Annotated in this window: 23 protein-coding genes; 18 read left to right on the top strand and 5 right to left on the bottom strand. The window is 71.5% G+C overall.

Features of this window, described 5'->3' with window-relative positions; genetic code table 11:
- Nucleotides 1–108 precede the first annotated feature (108 nt).
- The 4 genes from QM720_RS09640 (at nt 109) to QM720_RS09655 (ending at nt 4,678) form a co-directional block, all read left to right on the top strand.
- On the top strand, nt 109–1,083 hold the full coding sequence (locus QM720_RS09640) for a hypothetical protein (RefSeq protein WP_415125974.1): 975 nt from the start codon (nt 109–111) through the stop codon (nt 1,081–1,083).
- Entirely contained in the window at nt 1,084–2,706 is a 1,623-nt protein-coding gene (locus QM720_RS09645) for a hypothetical protein (RefSeq protein WP_415125976.1), read from the top strand.
- Nucleotides 2,703–3,374, top strand: a complete 672-nt coding sequence (locus tag QM720_RS09650; RefSeq protein WP_415125978.1) for an ABC transporter ATP-binding protein — start codon at nt 2,703–2,705, stop codon at nt 3,372–3,374. The genes QM720_RS09645 and QM720_RS09650 overlap by 4 nt, the downstream gene beginning before the upstream one ends.
- A gap of 71 nt (nt 3,375–3,445) precedes the next feature.
- Nucleotides 3,446–4,678: an ABC transporter permease gene (locus QM720_RS09655; protein WP_415125980.1), complete on the top strand. Its 1,233-nt coding sequence runs from the start codon at nt 3,446–3,448 to the stop codon at nt 4,676–4,678.
- Here the strand turns inward: QM720_RS09655 and QM720_RS09660 are convergent.
- A complete protein-coding gene (locus QM720_RS09660) occupies nt 4,675–5,157 on the bottom strand; it encodes a GNAT family N-acetyltransferase (RefSeq protein WP_415125982.1) in 483 nt (160 codons plus the stop codon). The two genes, QM720_RS09655 and QM720_RS09660, sit on opposite strands and share 4 nt — an antisense overlap.
- 202 nt (nt 5,158–5,359) lie before the next feature.
- Here QM720_RS09660 and QM720_RS09665 point away from each other — a divergent pair, with 202 nt between their 5' ends.
- Together QM720_RS09665 and QM720_RS09670 are read left to right on the top strand one after the other, a co-directional pair.
- Entirely contained in the window at nt 5,360–6,187 is an 828-nt protein-coding gene (locus QM720_RS09665; protein WP_415125984.1) for a 4-hydroxy-tetrahydrodipicolinate reductase, read from the top strand.
- Nucleotides 6,184–6,633 (top strand): hypothetical protein, encoded by a 450-nt coding sequence (locus QM720_RS09670; protein ID WP_415125986.1) that lies wholly within the window; start codon nt 6,184–6,186, stop codon nt 6,631–6,633. Before QM720_RS09665 ends, QM720_RS09670 begins: the two co-directional genes overlap by 4 nt.
- Here QM720_RS09670 and QM720_RS09675 read toward each other — a convergent pair.
- The 4 genes from QM720_RS09675 to QM720_RS09690 all read right to left on the bottom strand — a co-directional run bounded on the left by QM720_RS09675 (nt 6,622) and on the right by QM720_RS09690 (nt 9,085).
- Entirely contained in the window at nt 6,622–7,551 is a 930-nt protein-coding gene (locus QM720_RS09675; protein WP_415125988.1) for a TIGR01777 family oxidoreductase, read from the bottom strand. The genes QM720_RS09670 and QM720_RS09675 overlap by 12 nt on opposite strands.
- Nucleotides 7,544–7,969 (bottom strand): OsmC family peroxiredoxin, encoded by a 426-nt coding sequence (locus tag QM720_RS09680; RefSeq protein WP_415125990.1) that lies wholly within the window; start codon nt 7,967–7,969, stop codon nt 7,544–7,546. The genes QM720_RS09675 and QM720_RS09680 overlap by 8 nt, the downstream gene beginning before the upstream one ends.
- Nucleotides 7,970–8,049: 80 nt before the next feature.
- Nucleotides 8,050–8,661 (bottom strand): DUF4395 domain-containing protein, encoded by a 612-nt coding sequence (locus QM720_RS09685; protein ID WP_415125992.1) that lies wholly within the window; start codon nt 8,659–8,661, stop codon nt 8,050–8,052.
- Nucleotides 8,648–9,085 carry a TlpA family protein disulfide reductase gene (locus QM720_RS09690; RefSeq protein WP_415125994.1) on the bottom strand — a complete coding sequence of 146 codons (438 nt, stop codon included), beginning with the start codon at nt 9,083–9,085 and terminating at the stop codon, nt 8,648–8,650. The genes QM720_RS09685 and QM720_RS09690 overlap by 14 nt, the downstream gene beginning before the upstream one ends.
- Nucleotides 9,086–9,136: 51 nt before the next feature.
- On the opposite strand from QM720_RS09690, the gene QM720_RS09695 reads away from it, so the two are divergent.
- From QM720_RS09695 to QM720_RS09750, 12 genes are all read left to right on the top strand, one after another.
- Complete coding sequence (locus QM720_RS09695; protein WP_415125996.1) at nt 9,137–9,985, top strand: thymidylate synthase; 849 nt, start codon at nt 9,137–9,139, stop codon at nt 9,983–9,985.
- A gap of 8 nt (nt 9,986–9,993) precedes the next feature.
- Nucleotides 9,994–10,530: a dihydrofolate reductase gene (locus QM720_RS09700; protein ID WP_415125998.1), complete on the top strand. Its 537-nt coding sequence runs from the start codon at nt 9,994–9,996 to the stop codon at nt 10,528–10,530.
- A 37-nt stretch (nt 10,531–10,567) separates the two neighbouring features.
- On the top strand, nt 10,568–11,545 hold the full coding sequence (gene dapA / locus QM720_RS09705) for a 4-hydroxy-tetrahydrodipicolinate synthase (RefSeq protein WP_415126000.1): 978 nt from the start codon (nt 10,568–10,570) through the stop codon (nt 11,543–11,545).
- Complete coding sequence (locus QM720_RS09710; protein ID WP_415126002.1) at nt 11,545–13,221, top strand: ribonuclease J; 1,677 nt, start codon at nt 11,545–11,547, stop codon at nt 13,219–13,221. Before dapA ends, QM720_RS09710 begins: the two co-directional genes overlap by 1 nt.
- Before the next feature lie 83 nt (nt 13,222–13,304).
- Nucleotides 13,305–13,739, top strand: a complete 435-nt coding sequence (locus tag QM720_RS09715) for a GNAT family N-acetyltransferase (protein WP_415127884.1) — start codon at nt 13,305–13,307, stop codon at nt 13,737–13,739.
- 228 nt (nt 13,740–13,967) lie between these two features.
- The gene (locus QM720_RS09720; RefSeq protein ID WP_415126004.1) at nt 13,968–16,646 is read left to right on the top strand and encodes a DNA translocase FtsK; all 2,679 of its coding nucleotides are present in this window, start codon (nt 13,968–13,970) and stop codon (nt 16,644–16,646) included.
- A 126-nt stretch (nt 16,647–16,772) separates the two neighbouring features.
- A complete protein-coding gene (gene pgsA, locus QM720_RS09725) occupies nt 16,773–17,351 on the top strand; it encodes a CDP-diacylglycerol--glycerol-3-phosphate 3-phosphatidyltransferase (RefSeq protein WP_415126006.1) in 579 nt (192 codons plus the stop codon).
- Nucleotides 17,348–17,890, top strand: coding sequence for a CinA family protein (locus QM720_RS09730; RefSeq protein WP_415126008.1), 543 nt, complete (start codon nt 17,348–17,350; stop codon nt 17,888–17,890). The genes pgsA and QM720_RS09730 overlap by 4 nt, the downstream gene beginning before the upstream one ends.
- Before the next feature lie 146 nt (nt 17,891–18,036).
- A complete protein-coding gene (locus QM720_RS09735; protein ID WP_415126010.1) occupies nt 18,037–18,375 on the top strand; it encodes a helix-turn-helix domain-containing protein in 339 nt (112 codons plus the stop codon).
- A gap of 1 nt (nt 18,376) precedes the next feature.
- Nucleotides 18,377–18,601 (top strand): DUF3046 domain-containing protein, encoded by a 225-nt coding sequence (locus QM720_RS09740; protein ID WP_415126012.1) that lies wholly within the window; start codon nt 18,377–18,379, stop codon nt 18,599–18,601.
- Nucleotides 18,602–19,238: 637 nt separating this feature from the next.
- The gene (gene recA / locus QM720_RS09745) at nt 19,239–20,297 is read left to right on the top strand and encodes a recombinase RecA (RefSeq protein WP_415126014.1); all 1,059 of its coding nucleotides are present in this window, start codon (nt 19,239–19,241) and stop codon (nt 20,295–20,297) included.
- Nucleotides 20,298–20,326: 29 nt separating this feature from the next.
- On the top strand, nt 20,327–21,214 hold the full coding sequence (locus QM720_RS09750) for a regulatory protein RecX (protein WP_415126016.1): 888 nt from the start codon (nt 20,327–20,329) through the stop codon (nt 21,212–21,214).
- The last annotated feature ends 152 nt before the right edge of the window (nt 21,215–21,366 follow it).

Here is a 21,366-nt window from a genome sequence, read left to right on the forward strand (position 1 = left end):
GCGCCAGCGGACACATCTTCAGTGAAGGCGTCCGCACATCAGCCTTCCGGAGGATGTGTGCGCGCTATGGATACGCCAGGCTGGAAATCCGATCGTCTACGGAGAATCATGAATCGTTACCGCATCGCCATCGCCCTTGCCGCGGCATCCGTCCTCGCCCTCCCGCTCACCGCGTGCAGCGGTGAATCGTCGCCGCAGAGCTCGGCGGAGGAGGACTCGCCCCTGAACGCCTACCTGTCCGCCGCCTGGGGCGGCGACCTCAGCGAGGAGGAGCAGCAGGCGTATTGGTCCGAGCAGAACACGAAGCGTGAGGAGATCACCGCCGCGTGCATGTCGGACCTCGGCTGGGAATACGTGCCGAACGTCGACAACACCGTCACCGTCAGCAGCGGCGAGGAGTGGCAGCCCGACGACCGGGAATGGGTGGCCCAGTACGGCTACGGCATGATCAACTGGCCGGGGCAGGAGGAGACGGAGACGGAAGGCACCGAGGAGTACACCGACCCCAATCAGGACTACGTCATGAGCCTGTCCGAGTCGGAGCAGACCGCTTACTACGCCGACCTGTACGGTGCCGGCCCGACCGAAGAAGAGCTGAACGAGGACGGCAGCTACGAGTGGAACTGGGAGACGGCGGGCTGCAGCGGCAAGGCCTCGCACGAGGTCGACGGTGACAGCCCGTGGAGCGATGAGCAGTTCGTGCCGCTGATGGAGGCGATCAGCCAGCTGTACACCGACGCCGGCAACGCGCCCGAGCTGTCGGCCCTTAACAAGGAGTGGGCCGACTGCATGGCTGACGCCGGCTACCCCGGCTTCGCGAAGCAGGAGGACGCGCAGACCTCCATCTCCGACGAGCTCAACGCGTACTACGAGAACCAGACCGAGTGGGTCGAGGACGACCCGGAGCTCGCCGAGCTCGCCGAGACCGAGGTCGACCTGGCACTGGCAGACCTCGACTGCCGCGAGAAGACCGACTTCCGTGCGCAGCAGGCGAAGGTGCAGCGTACCCTCGAAGAGCAGTTCATCGAGGACCACAAGGCCGAGCTGGAGGCGTTCAAGGCTGCGGCGGAGCAGGGCCGCTGAATGGCGCGCAGTGACGACGGGGACGATTTCGCCCACCTCGTCTCCGGGGATGCCGTCGAGCCCGCGGCGACGGATGCCGCCGCGCCCGGCGACGAGGCCGTCGACCTCGCGCGGGTCCAGGGGTGGGGCCGCGTCTTCCGCAGCAACAGGTCGCTGTGGATCGTGGCGGCGGTCGCCGTCCTGAGCCTGGTCGCGGGGCTCCTCGTCGGCAAGTTCGTGCTGTCGCCGGCCGATGCCGCCGCCTCCGGCGAGCCGCCCGAGGCGGGCCTGGTGACGGTGCCGGTGGAGTTCGGCACGCTCAGCAACGATGTCACGATCCGCGGCGAGGTCGGCTACGCCGATGCCGTGGAGGTCACGATCGACACGTCGGGCCTGTCCGGGCCGGCCGTGGTCACCGGCAACGTGCCCGAGGTCGGGGCGACGTTCGGCCCGCTGTCGGTCGCACTCGCCGTCGCGGGGCGGCCGGTCATCGTGCTCCCCGGTCAGCTGCCGTCGTACCGCAGCCTCGCGGTCGGGATGAGCGGCCCCGACGTGGTCCAGTTCAAGGAGGCGATGCGCGCGGTCGGGATCGACGCCGGGGATCCGGCATCCGACGTCTTCGACGCGCAGGCGGCGAATGCGGTGACCGCGCTGTACGCGCAGGTGGGCTACGCGGCCCCGGCGGCGCCGGCGAGCACGGCAGAGAGCGTGCAGGCCGCGGAGGCGGGCGTGCGCGGGGCGCAGCAGTCGCTCGCCGCCGCAGGCGCCGAGCTGACGCAGGCCAGCGCGGGCTCCGACCCGGTCGCGATTCGCGAGGCCGACAACGCCATCGCGAGCGCCCAGCGGACGCTCGACGTGCGCCGCACGCAGGGTCCGCGGGAGGGCGAGACCGTCGCCGAGTTCAACGCCGCCGTCGCCGATCTGGAAGATGCGCTCGGGCTCGCCAGGCTCCGTCGCGCACAGCTCGACACCGCGCCCGACACGTCGTCGCAGCGCGCCGCGGTCGATGCCGCGCGCCAGCAGCTCGCCGACGCCGAGCGCGCCCTCGCTCAGGCCCGGCAGGACGCCCTGCCGACGCTCCCCGCCGGCGAGGTGCTCTACCTCACCGATCTGCCGCGCCGCGTCGATGCCGTCAACGTCACCCGCGGCCAGGTGCTCCAGGGCGCGGCGATGACGGTGTCGGGGGCGACCATCACCCTCACCGGCTCCGTCGCACCGGCCGATGCCACCCTTCTGAAGGTCGGCGACACCGCCGTGTTCGATCTGCCCGACGGCGATGAGCACACCGCGACGATCAGCGCATTGACCGCGGGCAAGACCAGTTCCGATCGGTGGACGGTGACGCTGGAGCCCGCGGAGCTGACGACGGAACAGAAACAGCAGCTGCAGGGGAGCAACGTCCGGGTGACGATCCCCGTCGAGGCGACCTCCGGAGACGTGCTGTTCGTCCCGGTGGTGGCGCTGACGGCCGGCCCCGGCGGTGAGGCGCGGGTCGAGGTCGTCGATTCCGACCCGCGCGAGGGAGCCGACGCGAAGACGCGGCTCGTGGTCGTCGAGACCGGGCTGGCCGCGGGCGGACAGGTCGAGATCAGCCCGCTCGACGGCGACCTCGACGCCGGCGACCTCGTGGTGGTCGGCGGGTGAGTCTGCTCGAACTGCGCGATGTCACGCGGTCGTTCCCGGGGCCGCCCGAGGTGCAGGCGCTGAAAGGCGTGAACTTCACGGTGGATGCCGGCGACTACGTGTCGATCGTCGGCCCGAGCGGATCGGGAAAGTCGACGATGCTGAACATCCTCGGCCTGCTCGATCGCCCGACGGTCGGGGAGTACCGCATCGACGGCATGCTGGTGGGGAGCCTCGGCGAGGACGAGCGCGCGGCCGTGCGCGCGCGGCGCATTGGATTCGTCTTCCAGTCGTTCCACCTCATGCCGCGCCGCACCGTGCTCGACAACGTGCTCATGCCCATGCTCTACAGCGGCGTTCCGCGCGCCGAGCGTGAGCAGCGCGCGCGGCGCACGCTCGACCAGGTCGGGCTCGCCCACCGTACCGAGTTCCTGCCCGCGACGCTCTCCGGCGGGGAGCGCCAGCGGGTCGCGGTGGCCCGCGCCGTCGTCAGCCGGCCGAGCGTGCTGCTGGCCGACGAGCCGACCGGCAACCTCGACGCCGCCACCTCCGACGAGGTGATGGCGCTGTTCGACGAGCTGCGCGCCGACGGTCTGACGCTCGTCGTCATCACGCATGATCCCGTGGTCGCCGCCCGCGCCGGGCGGTCGGTGCGCATCGCCGACGGCCGGCTCAGCGAGGTGGCGTGATGGCACGGCGGTGGCGCCTGCCGCGGCTGCGACGCCGGGGGCGACGGGGGGCGTCCGAGACGTCGGCGCTTGTGCCCCCCGTGCCGCGGGCCGACCGGTTCACCTTCCAGGATCTGCTCGTCGAGGCCACCGCCGACATCGGCTCGCGGCCCGGGCGCCTGTTCATGACGATCGTGGGCACGGTGCTCGGCATCGGCGCGCTGGTCGCCACGGTCGGGTTCGCGCAGACCGCGGCGCACCAGATCGCGCTGCAGTTCGACGCGGCATCCTCCACCCAGGTGGTCGTCAAGCCGCAGCAGGCGCAGACCCGGGGCGGCAGCGCCGCCACCTCGCGACTGCCGTGGGACTCGGTCGAGCGGGTCGAGCGGCTCGTCGGCGTCGAGGCGGCCGCCTTGACCGCCGAGCTCGCGCTCGGGTCCGACACCGTGACCGCCGTGCCGGTCAACGACCCGTCCGCGCCGGCGACGGCCCCGCCGACACTCCTCGCGGCGACCCCGGAGCTGCTCGACGTGCTCGGCGCGACCCTCATCTCCGGCCGCATGTACGACTCCGGTCACGAGGCGCGCGCCGATCGCGTCGTGGTGCTCGGTGAGCGTGCCGCCGAACGGCTCGGGATCAACCGCGTCGGCGGCCAGCCCGCGATCTTCATCGGTGATGTGCCGTATTCCGTCATCGGCATCTACAACGACCTGCAGGCGCGCAGCGACCTGCTCGATGCCGTAGTCATGCCGCTGAGCACCGCGCGGCACGACCGCGCGCTCGCCGCTCCCAGCGACCTGCAGGTGCGGATTCAGCCCGGCACGGGGCCGCAGGTCGCCGAGCAGGCGCCGCTCGCGCTGCGGCCCGACGATCCGTCCGGTCTCGACGTCAGCGCTCCCCGCGCGGGGTCGTCGCTGGGGCAGAACGTGCAGGCCGACGTCAACGTCGTCTTCCTGATCCTCGGCGGCATCGTGCTGCTGGCCGGCGCGCTGGGCATCGCCAACGTCACGATGTTGAACGTCATCGAGCGCATCCCCGAGATCGGCCTGCGGCGGGCGCTCGGCGCCTCGGGCCGGCAGATCGCGGGCCAGTTCGTCATCGAGTCGATCGTCATCGGGCTGCTGGGCGGCCTGATCGGGTCGGCCGTCGCCGTGCTCGCCGTCGTCGGGGTGAGCGTCGCGCAGCAGTGGACGCCCGTCGTCGACCCGTGGATCGCGGTGGCGGGCGCGGCGCTGGGCGCCGTCGTGGGCTTGATCGCCGGCGGTTTCCCGGCACGCCGCGCCGCCCGGATCGAGCCGGTCACCGCCCTGCGCGGCGGCCGCTAGCCCAGAGCCTTGCGCAGCCACACGGTGGCGTTGGGGTTGTCGTTGTAGCGGGCGACCGGGACGAAGCCGCTGCGCGCGTAGAGGGCGCCGGCCGCATCGAGGGTGTGGTGGGTGTCGAGCACGAGCTCGGCGGCATCCCACGCGCGGGCCCGGGCTTCGAGCTCGCTCAGCAGCAGCCGTCCCCAGCCGCGACCGCGGGCGCGCGGCTGCAGGTAGAGGTGCTTCACCTCGTACCGGATGCCGGCCGGGGAGTCGTCGATCCGTCGGATGCCGCCGCATCCCACGTCGGCCGGCTCGGTGCCCTCGTCGTCCACGACGACGAGGAGCACGCCCGCCGGCGGGTCGAACACCGGCGGCGCGGGGAACACGGGCGTGTAGGCCTGCCCGGCCGGGAACGCCTCGCCCCGCATCGCGAAGTACTCGGTCAGCAGCGCCCGCGCGCGTGGGGCGTCGGCGGCGACGGGTTCGAGTCGGACCATGCCTGCCAGCGTAGGCCTGCGCATACCGAGCGGGCGGCACCCGACTCGACTCAGGCGCCGGGGGTGTGCCAAACGCAGGGTGAAACGGCACCTGGACTGCTCATCCGCGTCGGAATGGTCGATCCGCCCTGTGATTGGCACGTGGTGCCGCGACCACGGTACTCGACGGGTGACACCCAGGCGCCGCATCTAGGCTTGAGGTATGACGACGAGAGTGGCCCTCGTGGGCGGCACGGGCAAGCTCGGCAGGATCATCGCCGGGGTGATCGAGGCCTCCGCCGATTTCGAGGTGGTCGCCGTGCTCGGCTCGTCGAGCGACCTCAGCGAGCTCGACGGCGCCGACCTCGTCGTGGACGCCTCGACGCCGGGCGTCTCGATCGACGTCGTGCGCGCCGCGATCGAGCGGCGCATCAACGTCCTCGTGGGCACCTCGGGCTGGTCGGCCGAGCGCATCGCGCTGGTGCGTCCGCTGGTGGATGCCGCCGGCACCGGCGCGGTGTTCATCCCGAACTTCTCGCTGGGTTCTGTCATCGCCTCCGCGCTGGCGGCCGCCGCGGCGACGCACTTCCCGTCGATCGAGATCGTCGAGACGCACCGCGAGACCAAGGTCGACTCGCCCAGCGGCACCGCCGTACGCACGGCCGAGCTCATCGCTCAGGCCCGCTCGGAGGTCGGCCCCGTCGACGCGCCGCACGCCGACCAGCGCGCCCGCGGCCAGCAGGTCGCGAGCATCCCGATCCACTCGCTGCGCCGGCCCGGGGTCGTCGCGCGGCAGGAGACGATCCTGTCGGGATCGGGGGAGTCGCTCACGATCGTCCACGACACGATCGATCCGGCGCTCGCGTATGCCGCCGGCATCCGCGTCGGCCTGGCGGTCGCTCGCGACGTGCGCGGCGTGATCGTCGGCCTCGACGCGCTCATCGACCTGGGCCTCGGCCCGGAGGTCGGCGCGGATGCGTCCTCGCCCGCGGAAGCACCCGTCGACGAGGGCGGCGTGTCGGGCCAGGTCGCCCGCGCCACCGGCGCATGAACGCACGCGTCGGCGCCGTCGTCATGGCGGTGCTGCTCGCCCTGTACATCGGCCTCGTCGCGCAGCGCGCGTGGCTGCTTCTCGTCTCGGGCGAGCCGGTCGGGGTGGCGATGGGCGCAGCGCTGGTCGTGCTCCCCGTCGTCGCGGCGTGGGCGCTGTGGCGCGAACTGGCATTCGGGATCTCGGCGCAGCGGCTCGCGAAGCTCCTCGAGGCCGAGGGTGCCATCCCCGACGAAGAGCTCGACGTGCGCCAGAGCGGCCGCCCCGACCGCGCACAGGCCGACGCGCTGTTCCCGGCCTATCGCACCGACGTCGAGGAGCACCCGGACGACTGGCGGGCCTGGTTCCGCCTCGGCATGGCCTACGACGGCGCCGGCGACCGCACGCGGGCGCGCCAGGCGGTGCGCACGGCGATCGCGCTGGAGAAGGCCGGCTCAGTCCGCTGAGGGCACGGCGGCCGCGACGGCGTCTTCCACGGTCGGGTGCGCGAACGCGAACCCGGATGCCGTGAGCACCTCGGGCACGACGTGCGCGTCGTTCGTGAGCAGCCCGTCGGCGCCATCCGGCCCGAGCGCGGCCCGCAGCGCCCACGCCGGGGCGGGCACGAGGTAGGGGCGGTTCATCCGCACCGCGAGCGCGAAGCCGAGGTCGTTCGCGGTCGCGCGCTGCGGCCCGGTGAGGTTCACCGGGCCGGTGAGGCCCCGGTCGACGATGTGCCGGATCGCCCGCACCTCGTCGTCGAGCGAGATCCACGGCCACGCCTGTCTGCCGCCGCCGATCGGGCCCGACACCCCGAGCCGCGTGAGCGTCAGCAGCGGTTTCAGCACGCCGTCGGCGTGCACGACCGGCGCCGTGCGCAGCAGTGCGACGCGCGCCCGGTCGCCGGCGCCCTGCCGTGCCGCGTGCTCCCATTCGCCGCACAGGTCGGCGAGAAACCCGTCGCCGCGCGCCGACTGCTCGGTGAAGACCGCGCCGCGCCGCGAGGGGTAGTAGCCCACGGCGGATGCCGACACGAACTGCGGTGCGTCGTCGCCCAGCGCGCGCACCGCCGCGGCGAGAGCCTGCGTCGGCGCGATGCGCGACCAGACGAGGTCGTGCCGGTAGCGCTTCGTCCACGGGAACCGGCCGAGCGTCGCGCCGTTCAACCCCACGACGGCGCGCGCTCCCGCCAGCACCTCGGGGTCGAGGCGGGTGCGCACCGGATCCCAGCCGACCTCATCGGCATCCCGCGCCTCGCGGCGTACGAGCCGCACGACGGGGATGCCGTCGGCGCGCAGCGATGCCACCAGCGCCCGGCCGATCAGCCCCGACGCGCCCGCGACGACGACATGACCCGGCTGTGAACCCGGGCGGGCTTCAGGCAAGCGTCGCCTCGAGCGTGATCTCGATGCCCGCGAGCGCCGCCGACACCGGGCAGCCCGCTTTGGCACCCTCGGCGAGGGTCGCGAACTCCTCCGCCGACAGGCCGGGGACGACCGCGTTGACATTCAGGTGCGATCCCGTGATGCCCGTGCCCGGGATGAAGGTGACGGATGCCGTCGTCTCGATGCTCTCGGGAGGCGTGCCGTTGCCGGTCAGCGCGTGCGAGAGCGCCATGCTGAAGCACGCCGAGTGGGCCGCCGCGAGCAGCTCTTCGGGCGTCGTCACCGACGTGGAGCCCTCGCTGCGCGCCTTCCAGTCGACCGGGAACGGTCCCTGGTTGGAGCTTTCGAACGCGACCTCGCCGGAGCCCTCCGCGAGGCTCCCCTTCCACGCGGTGCTGGCTTCGCTCGTGACGCTCATGACGGTCCTCCTCGTTCGGCTGGCGGCGCGCTCGCGCCCGGTGTCGAGCCTAGACGGCGCGGCGGCGCAGCGGGAGGGCGTCAGGCTGTCGCGCGGCCCACGAGGCCGGCACGCTGCAGCACGAGGTACAGCTGGCACCCCAGGCACAGGCCGAACACAGCGTTGAGGAACGCGGCGATGAACGCCATCCCCGCCGCGATCGGCAGCGCCAGCGGCACGCCCAGCAGGTGCAGCACGAGGCCGAGCCCGGTCACGAACAGGCCCACCCCCTGCGCGAAGCGCGGCGGACGGGGGTCTTCGAGCTCTTTCGGCGGGGCGAGGCGCGGCTGCACGACCGACCGGTACAGCGCGCCCCACGGCGCCGTGCGCGGCGAGAGCACGCCCCACAGGAACAGGAATGCGACGACGAGCAGCAGCAGGAATCCCGGGTCGGCGGCCCGCTCGGCGATCGTGAGCGAGGGCAGCAGCCACGAACCTGCCAGCGAAGCGAAAACCGAACCCGGCAGCGGCTCGTCGGCGAACCAGCCGAACGACGCGCCGTAGCGGGCGACCGAGACGCCGGTGAGCCCGAGGAAGGCGGCGGCGAGCAGCAGCACGGCGGTGATGCCGGCGGCCACGCGCGGACCGCGCGGGTCGATGCCGCGCAGTGTGGTGGGTGGGGCGTCAGACCGTGGGGCATCAGACACGGGCATCCTCCGAGGTGATGCGGGCGAGCTCGAGCTCGATGACGTCGCGGCTGGGCGTGCCGCCGAAGCGGGTCTGGATGACGCCGTCGCGGTCGAGGATGAACGTCGTCGGGGTCTGCAGCACGTGGAAGTGCTGAGCGATGTCGGGGCGGTGCGTCAGATCGACATCGAGGTGCACGACCCCGGGCCGCGCGTCCGCGATCGCGGTCAGGGTGCGATGCATGCCGGGGCAGCGGGCGCACAGCTCGGTGCTGAACTGCAGCAGCGTCGCCTCGGTGCCCAGTTCGGTCGCACCGAGCCGCAGCGGCTCGACGACCTCTGAGGGGTGATACCGGCGCGGCCGGTTCTGCAGCCAGCGCAGGTACGCGCCGATGCCGACCGTCACCGCGAGCAGCGCGGCGAGCAGGAGAGCGGCATCCGTCAGATTCACAATCGTCCACGATATCGCGCGCGCCGCCGCCACGGGCGGGATGCCGCGGATATGACGGCCCGTGTCCCTCGGCGCGCGGGTAGGGTGGCAGTCGTGACGACCATCCCCACTCCGTACGAGGATCTGCTGCGCGAGGTGCTCGCCGAGGGCGTGCACAAGGACGACCGCACGGGCACCGGCACGACGAGCGTGTTCGGCCGGCAGATCCGGTTCGACCTGTCGCAGGGGTTCCCCCTGATCACGACCAAGCGCGTGCACCTGAAGTCGGTCGTGTACGAGCTGCTGTGGTTCCTGCGCGGCGAGTCGAACGTGCGATGGCTGCAGGAGCACGGCGTGACGATCTGGGACGAATGGGCCGACGCCGACGGCGAGCTGGGCCCCGTGTACGGCGTGCAGTGGCGCTCGTGGGGGGCGCCGTCGGGGGAGCAGATCGACCAGATCAGCCAGGTCGTCGAGCAGATTCGAGCCGATCCCGACTCGCGCCGGCTCATCGTGTCGGCGTGGAACCCGGCCGACATCCCGCGCATGGCGCTCGCGCCCTGTCATGCCCTGTTCCAGTTCTACGTCGCCGACGGCAAGCTGTCCTGCCAGCTGTATCAGCGCAGCGCCGACATGTTCCTGGGCGTGCCGTTCAACATCGCCTCGTACGCGCTGCTGACGCTCATGATCGCGCAGCAGACCGGGCTCGAGCCCGGCGATTTCGTCTGGACCGGCGGCGACTGCCACGTCTACGACAACCACTTCGAGCAGGTGCGCGAGCAGCTCTCACGCGACCCGTACCCGTACCCGACGCTGTCGTTCGCGCGCAGGCCCGATTCGATCTTCGACTACACGTTCGAGGACATCGTCGTGTCGGACTACCAGCACCATCCCGCGATCCGCGCGGCCGTCGCAGTATGAGTCCTGCGATGCGCGTCGGGCTGATCTGGGCCGAGGCGCGCGGCGGCGTCATCGGCGCCGCCGGCGGCATGCCGTGGCATGTGCCCGAGGATCTGGCGCACTTCCGTGCCATCACGACGGGGCATCCCGTGATCATGGGCCGGCGCACGTGGGAGTCGTTCCCCGACCGCTTCCGTCCCCTGCCCGGGCGGCGCAACATCGTCGTCACGCGGCAGAGCGACTGGGCCGCACCGGGTGCGGAGCGGGCGGCGTCGCTGGACGACGCCCTCGCGCTGGTCGCCGATGCGCCGGAGGCGTGGGTCATCGGCGGCGGACAGCTCTACCGCGAGGCCATCGCCCGCGCCGACGTGCTGGAGGTCACGGAGCTCGACCTCGACGTCGCCGGCGACACCCACGCCCCGCCGCGCGACGGCTGGACGGTCGTCGCCCTGGACCCGGCCGCGGCCGACCCGGCCGACGCGGCGGGCTGGCACACCTCGCGCACCGGCATCCGCTATCGCTTCCTCACCCTCGTCCCCGCCGGCGCTGTCGGGGGAGACGGGTGAGACCGGCGGCGGCGGGCCGAGGCGATAGCCTGGAGCCATGACGCACACGGGCAACCCCTTCGGACAGGTCCTGGTCGCGCTGGTCACTCCGATGACGGCCGACGGCGAGGTGGACTGGCCCGCCGTCGAGAAGCACATCGACGACGTCATCACGGCCGGCGCCGACGGCATCGTCGTCACCGGCACGACGGGCGAGACGAGCACGCTCACCGACGCCGAGAAGCTGCGCCTCGTCGAGGTCGGCAAGGACGTCGCGGCGGGCCGTGCGAAGATCATCACGGGCGGCGGCTCGAACGAGACCGCGCACGCCATCGAACTGTACAAGGCGAGCGAGAAGGCCGGCGCCGACGGCATCATGATCGTCACGCCGTACTACAACAAGCCGACGCAGGCCGGCATCCTCACGCACTTCCGGCTCGTCGCCGACGCGACCGACCTGCCGGTGATCCTCTACGACATCCCCGGCCGCACCGGCGTGCCGATCAAGTACGAGACGATCCTGCGCCTCGCGAAACACCCCAACATCCTCGCCATCAAAGACGCCAAGGGCGACTTCAGCGAGGTCAGCCGGGTACTCAACCAGACCGACCTGATGTACTTCTCCGGCGACGACGCGAACGTGCTGCCGCACCTCGCGATCGGCGCCGCGGGCCTCATCGGCGTGACCGCCAACATCACGGCCGCTCCCTACCGGGTGATCGTGGATGCCGTCAACCGTGGCGACCTCGCCGCGGCGACCGCGGCGCACCAGCGCCTCGAGCCGCTCGTGCGCGCCGTCATGACGCACGTGCCCGGCACGGTGAGCGCGAAGTACATCCTGCACGGGCTCGGCCGCATCGGCAGCCCGCGCGTGCGCCTGCCGCTCGTCGGCCCGGAGGAGTGGGAGGCCGCGCTCATCGAAGACGAGCTCGCGCTCGTGAAGGGCGTCGAAGGCGCCGACTTCTCGAACTTCCGGCCCGACCGCAACGCCGCCGCCGGCGGCGCGCTGCCCAAGGTCCACGGCACGACCCGCTGATGGCGTCGAACGTGTACGACCCGCCCGCCCTCGAGCCGGGTGCCGTGCGGGTGATCCCGCTCGGCGGCCTCGGCGAAGTCGGCCGCAACATGACCGTCTTCGAGTACGACGGCAAGCTGCTGATCGTCGACTGCGGTGTGCTCTTCCCGGAAGAGCACCAGCCCGGCGTCGACCTCATCCTGCCCGACTTCGAGCCCATTCGCGACCGCCTCGACGACGTCGTCGGCCTCGTGCTCACGCACGGCCACGAAGACCACATCGGCGCCGTGCCCTACCTGCTCAGGCTCAAGGGCGACATCCCGCTGATCGGATCCCAGCTGACCCTCGCGCTCGTCGAGGCGAAGCTCAAGGAGCACCGCATCCGGCCGTACTCCCTCACGGTGACGGAGGGTCAGCAGGAGCGGGTGGGTCCGTTCGACCTGGAGTTCATCGCGGTCAACCACTCCATCCCCGACGCGCTCGCCGTCGCCATCCGCACGCCCGGGAGCCTGCTGCTGGCCACCGGCGACTTCAAGATGGACCAGCTGCCGCTCGATGGCCGCATCACCGACCTGCGCGCCTTCGCCCGGCTGGGCGAGGAGGGCGTCGACCTGTTCCTCGTCGACTCGACCAACGCCGACGTGCCGGGCTTCACGCCGGCGGAGCGGGCGATCGGTCCCGTGCTCGACCAGGTCATCGCGAAGGCGCCGCGCCGCGTCATCGTGGCGAGCTTCTCGAGTCATGTGCACCGCGTGCAGCAGGTGATCGACGCGGCCGCCGCCCACGGGCGCCGTGTCGCGTTCCTCGGCCGGTCGATGGTGCGCAACATGACGATCGCCGAGGAACTCGGCTACCTGCGCGTGCCCGACGGCGTGCTGATCGACTACAAGAGGGCGCAGGACCTGCCCGACGACAAGATCGTCTACATGTCGACCGGTTCGCAGGGCGAGCCGATGGCGGTGCTCTCTCGCATGGCGAACCTCGACCACGCGATCGAGCCGGGCCCGGGTGACACCGTGATCCTCGCGTCGAGCCTCATCCCGGGCAACGAGAACGCCGTCTACCGGGTCATCGACGGGCTCACCAAGCTCGGTGCGAACGTCGTGCACAAGGGCAACGCCAAGGTGCACGTCTCCGGCCACGCCGCTGCCGGCGAGCTGCTCTACTGCTACAACATCCTCGAGCCGCGCAACGTCATGCCGGTGCACGGCGAGTACCGGCACCTCATCGCGAATGCCCGGCTCGCGCAGGACACCGGCATCCCGCCGGAGAACACGATCATCGGCGAGAACGGCACCGTCGTCGACCTCAAGGACGGCGTCGCACGGGTCGTCGGCCAGCTCGACCTCGGGTTCGTGTACGTCGACGGGTCGACCGTCGGCGAGATCACGGATGCCGACCTCAAAGACCGCCGCATCCTCGGCGAGGAGGGCTTCATCTCGGTCATCGTCGTGGTCGACGCCGCCACCGGCCGCATCATCACGGGGCCCGAGATCCACGCCCGCGGGTTCGCCGAGGACGACGCCGTGTTCGAGGCCGTCAAGCCGAAGATCGCCGCCGCGCTCGCCGAGGCCGCGCAGGCCGGAGTGCGCGACGCGCATGCGCTGTCGCAGATCGTGCGCCGCACGATCGGGCGCTGGGTGAACCAGTCGCTGCGCCGCCGGCCCATGATCGTTCCCCTCGTCATCGAGGCGTAACAATCCTCCGCTAGCATCGCGACGTGCCCGCTGCGTTCCACCTCCGCCCGGCCGAGCAGTCGGACGGCGCGTTCCTCGGCGACATGGTCGTCGAGGCGGCGAACTGGCGGGCGGGCGGCATCCGGCCGCGGCACGAGGTGCTGTCCCACCCGTTCCACGCCCGCTATGTCGCCGGGTGGATGCGGTCGGGCGACGCCGGCTTCGTCGCCGTCGACACGCACGGCGCGCCGATCGGCGCGGCCTGGTACCGCACGCTGCCGCGCTCGGAACCGGGTTTCGGCTACGTCGGGACGGGTGTTCCCGAGCTCATCATCGGCGTGCGCCCGATCTGGCGTGCGCACGGCGTTGGACGCGCGCTGCTGCAGGCGCTGTGCGAGCACGCCCGCGCGCAGGGTCTTGCACGCTTGAGCCTGTCGGTCGAGCGTGGCAACTTCGCCCAGACGCTGTACCGCAGCGAGGGCTTCGCCGTGACGCACGCCGGCTTCGGCCGCGACACCATGGTCAAGCGGTTGCGCTGACGCGCCCGCGGCTCGCCGGCATCCATCCCACGCGACGTCGGAATCTGAGGAGATGTGGCGTATTGAGGAGGATTCTGCCCCGAGGCATCCTCAGAATTCGTCACATCCTCAGATCCCGGCACCCCACCCGGCGCTCCGGCGACCCCGCCCGCGGGATGTGGCGGCCCGGACGGCCGAAAAGCCGCGTCAATCCGCGGAAGTCGGGGTGTCGCGGCCTACCGTGGAGCAATGCCACGTTCCACGAGCACGCCCACGAACGCCCGCGCGTCCGCGAAGGGCTCCTCGTCGCGCGCCGCGAAACCCGCCCCCGCCCCGCGCCGCTACGTCGACGACGTCGAGAAGCCGCCGGTCGTCGCGCGGATGTGGATGGGCCTGGCCCACGGCACCGGAGGCATGTTCCGCGCCTTCGGACCCGAGACCCTGGAGAAGGACCAGCGCCGCGATGGCTTCCCCTTCTTCCTCGTGCTGCTGGCGATCGCCGGCGCGGTCGTGGAGTGGTTCCTCATCGGCACCGACACCGGCACCCGCATCAGCGCCTACACGGTCGGCTTCCTCCTCGGGCGCACCGCGTTCATCATGCCCGTGCTGTTGCTGCTGCTGGCCGGGTGGCTGTTCCGGCATCCGCCGTCGGTGCACGATAACGGGCGCATCGGCATCGGCTTCGGCATGTTCACGCTCGCGATCGCGGGCTTCTGCCACGTCGCGGGAGGCCGCCCGCAGCCCAAGGCGGGTCCGCTCGCCCTCAGCGACGCCGGCGGTCTGTTCGGCTGGGTGATCGGCGAGCCGCTGTGCTTCCTGACCGAGGTGGGCGCCTACGTCGTGCTGGGGCTGCTGACGATCCTCAGCGTCCTCATCCTCACCAAGACCCCGCCGAACCGCATCGGACGGCGCCTGGGCGACCTGTACGCCTGGATGTTCGGCGCCGAGCGCCCCGAACAGGCGACGGATGCCGCCGCCACGGCGCCGACCGTCGCCTTCGGCGCCGACGAGCCCGACGACAAGGGCCTGCCGTGGTGGCGCCGCAACAAGTCGGGGCGCGAAGAGGATGCCGACGGGCACCTCGGTCCGGACGACCTCACGGCGCTGCTCGACCAGAGCGACGCGGGTGGGTTCGATCAGGTCGTGCCCGCCGCGCCGCCGCTTCCGGACGCCCCGACCGAGATCATCGACCCGGCCGTCATCGCGAACGCGAAGAAGGCGGCGCGCGGCGCCGGGCGCGCCGACACCGGCATCCGCGAGGACAGCGGCGAGATCGTGCTCGACGACGGCCTGCTGCCGGGCATCTCGGCGCTCGGCGACGACCACGACGGCCGCCCGCCCGCACCGCCGTACCGCCTGCCGTCGGTGAGCGCCCTGGCGCAGGGCTCGCCGCACAAGGAACGCTCCGAGGCGAACGACCGGGTCGTCGCGGCGATCATGGGCGTCTTTCAGCAGTTCTCCGTCGACGCCCGCGTCACCGGCTTCTCGCGCGGCCCGACGGTCACGCAGTACGAGATCGCCCTCGGCCCCGGCGTCAAGGTCGAGCGCATCACGGCGCTGACCAACAACATCGCCTATGCCGTGGCATCCAACGAGGTCCGCATCCTCGCGCCGATCCCGGGCAAGAGCGCGATCGGTGTGGAGATCCCCAACACCGACCGCGAGATCGTGACCCTCGGCGACGTGCTGCGCTCGCAGGCGGCGACGAGCCAGACCCACCCCATGACGATCGGCGTCGGCAAGGACGTCGGCGGCGGGTATGTCATCGCGAACCTCGCCAAGATGCCGCACCTGCTCGTCGCGGGCTCGACCGGGTCGGGCAAGTCGAGCTTCGTGAACTCCATGATCACCTCGCTGCTGATGCGCGCCAAGCCGTCGGAGGTGCGCATGGTGCTCATCGACCCGAAGCGCGTCGAGCTGACGAGCTACGCGGGCGTGCCGCACCTCATCACCCCCATCATCACGAACCCGAAGAAGGCCGCCGAGGCGCTGCAGTGGGTCGTGAAGGAGATGGACATGCGGTACGACGACCTCGCGTCGTTCGGCTTCCGGCACGTCGACGACTTCAACCGCGCCGTCGTCGCGGGGCAGATCCAGCTGCCGGTCGGCAGCGAGCGGGTGCTGAAGCCCTACCCCTATCTGCTCGTCGTCGTCGACGAGCTCGCCGACCTCATGATGGTCGCCCCGCGTGACGTCGAAGACTCGATCGTGCGCATCACGCAGCTCGCTCGGGCCGCCGGCATCCATCTGGTGCTCGCGACGCAGCGCCCCTCGGTCGATGTCGTCACCGGCCTCATCAAGGCCAACGTGCCCTCGCGCCTGGCCTTCGCGGTGACGAGCGTGACCGACTCGCGCGTCATCCTCGATCAGCCCGGCGCCGACCGCCTGATCGGCCAGGGCGACGGCCTGTTCCTGCCGATGGGCGCCTCGAAGGCGCTGCGCGTGCAGGGCGCGTGGGTCGCCGAGAGCGAGATCGAGAAGGTCGTCAGCCACGTCAAGAACCAGGCGCGGCCCGAGTACCGCGCCGACGTCGCGGCTGTGGCCGAGCGCAAGGAGATCGACGCCGACATCGGTGACGACCTCGAACTGCTGCTGGCCGCCGCCGAGCAGATCATCTCGACCCAGTTCGGCTCGACGTCGATGCTGCAGCGCAAGCTCCGCGTCGGCTTCGCCAAGGCCGGGCGCCTCATGGACCTGTTGGAGTCGCGCGAGATCGTCGGCCCCTCCGAAGGGTCGAAGGCGCGGGACGTGCTCGTCACGCCCGAGCAGCTGCCCGAGGTGCTCGCGCGCCTGCGCGGCGACGACCCGCCCGCGGCGCCCGGCGATCAGTACGGGACGGATGCCGTGGACTCGCAGTACGACGGCTACGAGGTCGTCGACGGCGACGCGGGCTCGGAAGACGCGTGGGGGCTCACCGGCCGCGACTGACGCCCGCGCTCACTCCACGAGCTTGCCCTCGACCGAGGTGTCGGCTTCGGCGTAGGCGAGGTCGTGCCGGGCACGCGGGCGGTCTCGCGTGTGTGCCGACCCGCGCGGGACGGATAGGCTCGGCACGTGGCCATCCCCCGACAGCTTCCCAACGCGATCACGATCGTGCGCATCCTGTGCGCGCCGGTGTTCGTCTGGATGCTGCTCGCCGACGGCGGCGCCGACGGGCCGTTGCGCTGGTGGGCCGCGGTCCTGTTCATCGTCGCGATCGCGACTGACGGCATCGACGGGTATCTCGCGCGCAGGCACGACATCGTCACCGACCTCGGCAAACTCCTCGACCCCATCGCCGACAAGGCGCTCACCGGCTGCGCGTTCGTCGGGCTGTCGATCCTCGGCGAGCTGCCGTGGGGGGTCACGATCCTCGTGCTCGTGCGCGAGGTCGGCATCACGGTGCACCGGCTGATCGTCGCGACCGACCATGTCGTCGCCGCGGCCTGGATGGGCAAGCTCAAGACCGTCGCGCAGGCCGTCGCGCTCTCGCTCGCCCTGCTGCCGCTGTGGACCGTCGTGGGGGACTGGATCCACGGCGTCGACACCGTCGCGATGTGGATCGCGGTGCTCCTGACGGTGACCAGCGGCATCGACTACGTCGTCACGGCGGTGCGCGCCGCGACGAGCTCGGCGACCGGGAGGACGTCATGAGCTATCCGGACCTCCCCGAAGACCTGGAGAACACCCTCGTCTCGACCGGCCGCGAAGGGCGGCGGACCGAGGCCGAGCAGCTCGTCGACCGGCTGGTCGAGCTGGGGTGGACGGTCGCCGTCGCCGAGTCGCTCACCGGGGGACTGGTCGTGGCATCCCTCGTCGCCGTCCCGGGCGCCTCGCAGGCGCTGCGCGGTGGCATCGTCGCCTACGCGACCGATCTGAAGGCGAGTCTGCTGGGGGTGGACGAGACGCTGCTGGCCGCGCACGGACCGGTGCACCCGCGCGTCGCGGGGCAGATGGCCGAAGGCGTGCGTCGCGCGCTGGGCCGTGACGGCGTGCCGACCGATGTCGGGATCGCGACGACCGGCATCGCGGGACCGGTCTCGGAGGACGGGCAGCCGGTCGGCACCGTTCACATCGCCGTCTCCACGCCGCTGGGTTCGCGGGTCGAATCGCTGGAGCTGTCCGGTGACCGCGCGGACATCCGGGCCGAGTCGGTGGCCCTCGCGATCCGGCTCGCGCTCGACGCGCTGTGACGCCGGGAATACCGCGTGTGACACGCGGGTTACGTCTGAGCGATTCCCAATGATTCCCCAGGCCTGAGGACTATCGTGGGTCTCACATCGGGTACTGTTGTCCACCCGGGGATACGCAACTACTGCCAGTGAGGAGGGGTTCCGACATGATCCTGGTTCGTCAAGAGATCGGCGAAGTCCTGCGCGACTTCCGCCTGCAGAAGGGACGCACCCTCCGTCAGGTCGCGGGCCGTGCGAGCGTCGCGCTGGGCTACCTCAGCGAGGTCGAGCGGGGCCAGAAGGAGGCGTCGAGCGAGATCCTCGCATCCGTCGCCGACGCGCTCGACGTGCCGATCTCGACCATCATGCGCGAGGTCAGCGACCGCATTTCGGTGCTCGAGGGTCTGCAGGTCTTCCCCGACGTCGTTCCGGACGACCTCGTCGCCGTGGTCCCCGACGACCTCGCCGCGCTCGGCGACATCCAGTCCGAGCTGTCTCTGCGCTGACGTGCGACGCAGCGAGTTCGACCGCGCGGTCGACGCGGAGTTCGGCGCGCGGGGAGCGTCGCTCATCGTCGACCTGAGCCTGTCGTCGCTCGGTCATCGGACGGCCGCGCAGGCGCTGGATGCCGGTGTGCCCGCCCGCGACGTGTGGCTCGCGCTGTGCGCCGAGACCGACGTCCCGGAGAGCCGTCGCCACGGTGTGGGGTTCATCGAGCCGCACCGGCGGTGAACCGCGGCCGCGGCGCGGGTCTGCGGGCTGGGCGGGCACGGCGGTGGTGTGCGGAGTGGGCGGGATTCGGGGTCTTGGCCGGTTGTGGGCCCGGATGCTGCCAGGTCCGTGCGGTGCAGTGTCGGCATCCTGTGGGAAGTGGGCACGTATCGGGGTGATTTCAGTCGGTGGGCCCGGATGCTGCCAGGTGTGTGCGGTGCGGTGTCGGCATCCTGTGTGAAGTGGGCAAGTATTGGGGTGATTTCAGCCGGTGGGCCCGGATGCTGCCAGGTGTGCACGACGGTGGTGTGCGAAGTGGGCGGGATTCGGGGTCTTGGCCGGTTGTGGGCCCGGATGCTGCCAGGTCTGTGCGGGGACGTGCTCGCTAGATCGACTGTATGAGGGATGCCGCCGCGCGGCGTGTCTTAGTCGAATGTGTGTTCGATTCGCATAGGCTCCTGCACAGCAGGTGAATTTCGATGACTGTCCACAGATGTGCGGAATCCGCCGACCGATGTCGGAGGCCCTCTCTATCGTGAACAGCGTCGAACGACACCTCCGCCTTGTCGCAGCATCCGTCCCCGTTCGGGGCCGGGGCGCGACAGCCTACAGGCGACGGAACCCCGCGGCATCGCCGCGCTGAACGAAGGAGCAGGACATGCCCGCACCCGCCGACCGCGAGAAGGCTCTCGAATCGGCCCTCGCCCAGATCGACCGCCAGTTCGGGAAGGGCTCGGTCATGCGACTGGGCAGCGACGAACGCGCGCCGGTCGAGGTCATCCCCACCGGCTCCATCGCCCTCGACGTCGCCCTCGGCGTGGGCGGGCTGCCGCGGGGCCGCATCATCGAGATCTACGGGCCGGAGTCGTCGGGCAAGACCACGCTGACCCTGCACGCCATCGCCAACGTGCAGCGCGCCGGCGGCATCGCCGCGTTCATCGATGCGGAGCACGCCCTCGACCCCGACTACGCGCAGAAGCTCGGCGTCGACATCGACCAGCTGCTCGTCTCGCAGCCCGACACGGGTGAGCAGGCGCTCGAGATCGCCGACATGCTCGTGCGCTCGGGCGCGATCGATCTCGTCGTCATCGACTCGGTCGCGGCTCTCGTGCCCAAGGCCGAGATCGAGGGCGAGATGGGCGACTCGCACGTGGGTCTGCAGGCGCGCCTCATGTCGCAGGCCCTCCGCAAGCTCACCGGTGGCCTCAACCAGACCAACACGACGATGATCTTCATCAACCAGCTGCGCGAGAAGATCGGCGTCTTCTTCGGCTCGCCCGAGACCACCGCCGGCGGCAAGGCGCTGAAGTTCTACGCGTCGGTGCGCCTGGACATCCGTCGGATCGAGACCCTGAAAGACGGGACGGATGCCGTCGGCAACCGCACCCGCGTCAAGGTCGTCAAGAACAAGATGGCGCCGCCGTTCAAGCAGGCCGAGTTCGACATTCTGTACGGCACCGGCATCTCGCGCGAGGGATCGCTCATCGACTTCGGCGTCGACCACGGGATCGTCAAGAAGTCGGGCTCGTGGTACACCTACGACGGCGAGCAGCTGGGTCAGGGCAAGGAGAACGCCCGCACGTTCCTGATCCGCAACGACGACATCGCCGCCGAGATCGAGACGAAGATCAAGCAGAAGCTCGGCGTCGGCCAGCCGAAGCTCGTCGATGCCGTCGCCGTTCCCGCCGACGATCTGGCCGCGCGCGTCCCGGCCTGATGTCGCGGCCCGATGCCTGAGACCGTCTGATGTCTGAGTTCGGCGGGGGCGGGGAGGGACTCGCCCCCGTGATCCCGCTGTTCGGTGGCGAATCGCCGGCCGCTCCGGGCGCCCGGCGAGCCACGCCGCGCGCCGCGGCGTCGCCCGGCGCCCCGCGGGCCGAGGCGTCGCCCGGCGCCCCGCGGGCCGAGGCGTCGCCGCACGCCCCGCGAGGCCGCATCGGCGGCGGCCTCGAAGACGTAGCCGACGTGGCATCCCCGGGAGCCCCGCGCGGCACGGCATACACCGCGGTGCCCCTGGGCGCCCCACGGGCAGCGGTCTTTCCGGACGTTGAGCGAGGCGCGCAGCGCCGAGACGAAACGCAGCAATGGCACGCGACGTGGCTCGACGATGCCCCGGGAACGGAGCCGCTGACCGCCGACGAGGCGGAGGTCGCGGCATCCGCCGAACAGGCCCTGCTCAAGCGCCTGCGCACCCGATCGCTGTCGGAGCGTGAAGCCCGTGCCTTCCTGCGCGAGCAGCGGCTTTCGCCCGAGGCGGTCGAGAGCATCGTCGCCGTAGCGCTCGGTCACGGCTACCTCGACGATGCCCGGCTCGCCGAGCAGCTGATCCACTCCGGCACGACCCGTAAGGGGCAGGGGCGGCGGGCGCTGGCGCAGTCACTGGCGCAGCGCGGCATCCCGCGCGAGGTCATCGATGCGGCGTTGGCCGAGCTGCCCGACGACGACGCCGAGCGCGCGCTGGAGTTCGCCCGGCAGAAGGCGCGATCGATGCGCGGGCTCGACCGCGACGCGGCGTTGCGGCGGCTGTCCGGGCAGCTGGCGCGCCGGGGCTACGCCGCGACGGCGCTCAGCGCGGCGCGGCAGGCGCTCGACGAGCTCGACCGCCCGCCCGCGCGCGGCGTGCGGTTCGAGTGAGTACCGGCTGCATCGTCAGGCCATCGGAGCCGAACAGGGAGCAGGTTGCCGACGTTCGATCACCTCATCGTCGCGGACGAGGCCCGGCTGGCTGGTGGCGACGTGCCGCCCCGGGGCGGCACAGGGCGGCACAGGGCGGTGCCGGCAGGGAC

The organism is Microbacterium sp. (assembly GCF_047602155.1).
In the GTDB taxonomy this organism is placed as follows: domain Bacteria; phylum Actinomycetota; class Actinomycetes; order Actinomycetales; family Microbacteriaceae; genus Microbacterium.

Coding starts and splice junctions, on each gene's coding strand:
- QM720_RS09640 (WP_415125974.1), top strand. CDS start 109: ATGAATCGTTACCGCATCGCCATCGCCCTTGCCGCGGCATCCGTCCTC.
- QM720_RS09645 (WP_415125976.1), top strand. CDS start 1,084: ATGGCGCGCAGTGACGACGGGGACGATTTCGCCCACCTCGTCTCCGGG.
- QM720_RS09660 (WP_415125982.1), bottom strand. CDS start 5,157: ATGGTCCGACTCGAACCCGTCGCCGCCGACGCCCCACGCGCGCGGGCG.
- QM720_RS09665 (WP_415125984.1), top strand. CDS start 5,360: ATGACGACGAGAGTGGCCCTCGTGGGCGGCACGGGCAAGCTCGGCAGG.
- QM720_RS09670 (WP_415125986.1), top strand. CDS start 6,184: ATGAACGCACGCGTCGGCGCCGTCGTCATGGCGGTGCTGCTCGCCCTG.
- QM720_RS09680 (WP_415125990.1), bottom strand. CDS start 7,969: ATGAGCGTCACGAGCGAAGCCAGCACCGCGTGGAAGGGGAGCCTCGCG.
- QM720_RS09685 (WP_415125992.1), bottom strand. CDS start 8,661: ATGCCCGTGTCTGATGCCCCACGGTCTGACGCCCCACCCACCACACTG.
- QM720_RS09695 (WP_415125996.1), top strand. CDS start 9,137: ATGACGGCCCGTGTCCCTCGGCGCGCGGGTAGGGTGGCAGTCGTGACG.
- QM720_RS09700 (WP_415125998.1), top strand. CDS start 9,994: ATGCGCGTCGGGCTGATCTGGGCCGAGGCGCGCGGCGGCGTCATCGGC.
- dapA (WP_415126000.1), top strand. CDS start 10,568: ATGACGCACACGGGCAACCCCTTCGGACAGGTCCTGGTCGCGCTGGTC.
- QM720_RS09710 (WP_415126002.1), top strand. CDS start 11,545: ATGGCGTCGAACGTGTACGACCCGCCCGCCCTCGAGCCGGGTGCCGTG.
- QM720_RS09715 (WP_415127884.1), top strand. CDS start 13,305: ATGGTCGTCGAGGCGGCGAACTGGCGGGCGGGCGGCATCCGGCCGCGG.
- QM720_RS09720 (WP_415126004.1), top strand. CDS start 13,968: ATGCCACGTTCCACGAGCACGCCCACGAACGCCCGCGCGTCCGCGAAG.
- QM720_RS09730 (WP_415126008.1), top strand. CDS start 17,348: ATGAGCTATCCGGACCTCCCCGAAGACCTGGAGAACACCCTCGTCTCG.
- QM720_RS09735 (WP_415126010.1), top strand. CDS start 18,037: ATGATCCTGGTTCGTCAAGAGATCGGCGAAGTCCTGCGCGACTTCCGC.
- recA (WP_415126014.1), top strand. CDS start 19,239: ATGCCCGCACCCGCCGACCGCGAGAAGGCTCTCGAATCGGCCCTCGCC.
- QM720_RS09750 (WP_415126016.1), top strand. CDS start 20,327: ATGTCTGAGTTCGGCGGGGGCGGGGAGGGACTCGCCCCCGTGATCCCG.